3 protein-coding genes and 1 pseudogene are annotated in these 2,284 nt (G+C 54.3%); 3 read left to right on the plus strand and 1 reads right to left on the minus strand.

Annotation, left to right across the window (positions count from 1 at the left end):
* From HQL65_20590 to HQL65_20600, 3 genes and pseudogenes are all read left to right on the plus strand, one after another.
* On the plus strand, positions 1 to 521 hold a 521-nt coding region (locus HQL65_20590; GenBank protein ID MBF0138632.1), incomplete at its 5' end, for a hypothetical protein.
* A complete protein-coding gene (locus HQL65_20595; GenBank protein ID MBF0138633.1) occupies positions 518 to 1,174 on the plus strand; it encodes a tetratricopeptide repeat protein in 657 nt (218 codons plus the stop codon). The genes HQL65_20590 and HQL65_20595, both read left to right, overlap by 4 nt.
* 105 nt (positions 1,175 to 1,279) lie before the next feature.
* Positions 1,280 to 1,701 (plus strand): annotated as a pseudogene (locus tag HQL65_20600) (type II toxin-antitoxin system HicB family antitoxin).
* Here HQL65_20600 and HQL65_20605 read toward each other — a convergent pair.
* Positions 1,662 to 2,284, minus strand: a 623-nt coding sequence (locus tag HQL65_20605; protein MBF0138634.1) for a hypothetical protein, incomplete at its 5' end; no start/stop codon positions are given. The pseudogene HQL65_20600 and the gene HQL65_20605 overlap by 40 nt on opposite strands.

Here is a 2,284-nt window from a genome sequence, read left to right on the forward strand (position 1 = left end):
GGGATGGGGGTCCAGGGGGAAGGGCTGCGCCCTTCCCCCTGGCGGGGTTTGGGGCAGCGCCCCAACCGACTGACGATCTCCACTCGGCACGGTGGTTTTTGGGTGGTTCCCTGGGATTGTTGGCCCTGGGCATCATTCTGGGTGGCATCATCCGGGATGACAGTGTCATGGTCACGGCCCATTACCATGCCACGGTCGGAGCCGTGACCCTGGCCTGCATGGGCTTGACGGGTTATCTGTTGCCCTTGCTGGGTTTCGGGCGATTTTCTCCGCTGTGGTTCCGCCGCCAGGCGCTGCTGTGGACGGTGGGTTTTCTTTGTTTGATTGTGGGGTTGGCCTGGTCCGGCCTGCACGGCGTGCCCAGAAAAACCACCCTCGATGGTGTGACCCACGGCCCCGGTTTGCTCGGCATGACCCTGATGGGAACCGGCGGAGTCATTGCCTTGAGTTCCCTGTTTCTTTTTCTGGGCATGGCACTGCGGGCAGTACTTATGCCGGAACACCGACAGGAGGCATCATGACTGCCATTTTTCAACCACGCCGCAGGTTGACCATTTTTCTGACCTTGCTGGGCATTGCCGTGTTGGGCAGCATCATTCATGGGTTGCCGGAGTGGAACCGGCTTCCACCCTTTTTTGCCAATTTTCTGCTTTTGGATCCGGCTCACCAGAACAAAACCAGCTTATCCCCGCCACCGTCGATCCAGAGACCGGAAGATCCGGCGGCAAAAGATCCGGAAACCTGGATCCAGGATGCGACAACCAGTGAGGATCTGGAAATCCGGCAACATTTTTTTCAGGGAGCCATGATGCTGCATGCCCAGCAGTTTGATCATGCCGTCACGGCCCTGCATTGGGTGTTGCAGCGCCGACCCGAGTTACCCGAAGCCCATGTCAACATGGGCTTTGCCCTGTTGGGACGAGAGGAGCTGCCGGCGGCCCGGGATTTTTTCCAGACCGCCATCAATCTGCGCTCCACCCAGGCCAATGCCTACTACGGCCTGGCCCTGACTCTGGAAAAACTGGGGGATCGACCCGCTGCCCGCGGTGCCTTGCGGACCTTTGTTCACCTGACCAGACCGGACGATCCATTCCTCGCCAAGGCGCAAACCACCCTGGCCGAGTGGGAAAAAGCCGAACCCGCGCAAAATCTTTTCCCTGTGGATCAAAAATGATCTACATTTGGCTCGTGTCAGGATGATTCATGAGAGGGTACGAAACCATCAAACAACCTCGTAGCTATTGAAAGACAAACTGGCCTGAAGTTGAAATGAGGGGTTATGGAAATACGTTATCCAGCCATTTTGACACCCGAAGAAGGTGGATATACCCTGCAATTTGTGGATCTTGAAGAGGCCTTCACAGAGGGAAACACCCTGGATGAGGTCTTATTCAATGCCACTGAAGTACTCTCTTTGACTCTTATTGGACGTTTGGAAGAAGGGGTTGCCATCCCGGAGGCCAGCACGCACCTGCAAGGGGTTCACATGATTGCTCCAGACGCCAAAACCCAGGCTGCCCTGTTGATGCGCCTGGTCAGAAAAGAACGACGCATTGCCGACATGGCCCATGCCGTGGGGACCTCCTGATCCGTCGCAAAACGCCTGGAGAATCTGCACATTGGCCAATACTCAAACGATTGGGAAAAACCTTGGAGAGTGATCAAGGCCCCTCGGCCTTTTCAACACCAAAATCCGCCTGACCGGTCAATTCAGAACGTTCGTTGCGTTCCAGCCACGCATGTATACCTTGATGGTGAGGCGGCATATCATTCTTATCAAGGTACGGAGGGAATAAATCAAGTCCTTCATCGCGATTCAGAACATCACGTATTTTATTGATTCTCTCCATTATATTCTGATTACTTCCCTTGTTGTCCTGCCATTGAGAGTAACCGGCAGCAAACCGGCAAATGCTTCCCTCCCACGGTGACAGGAAAAGCCCATCCTGGTGGACCAACCAATGAACGGGGTAGGGCTTTTCGGCAAAGACACCTTTCATCGTTTCCCAGCCGACAAAGACACATTTCAATTTTGGCTGATAACGACGACCGACCAACAGATCAACCAGGTCCATCGACGCAACAATCGGTCCAGGTCGTGCCAATTTCGACAATCGGAACCCAATGTCCATGTCAGGTCCGATAAAATCTTCGACCTGTCTGCCCTTGGAATGTTCTACAACAACGCGCCTGTTGCGAATGGGAAAACCTGCCGTCCATGCCGTTCCCTTGAGGCTCAGATTGCTGTGTTTTTTCCGAATATTTTCTTGATGATTGCGAATAG

This window comes from Magnetococcales bacterium (genome assembly GCA_015228935.1).
In the GTDB taxonomy this organism is placed as follows: Bacteria; Pseudomonadota; Magnetococcia; order Magnetococcales; family DC0425bin3; genus HA3dbin3.

Bases quoted from the DNA above. Each gene is read 5' to 3' on its own strand.
- HQL65_20595 (MBF0138633.1), top strand. From the start codon at position 518: ATGACTGCCATTTTTCAACCACGCCGCAGGTTGACCATTTTTCTGACC.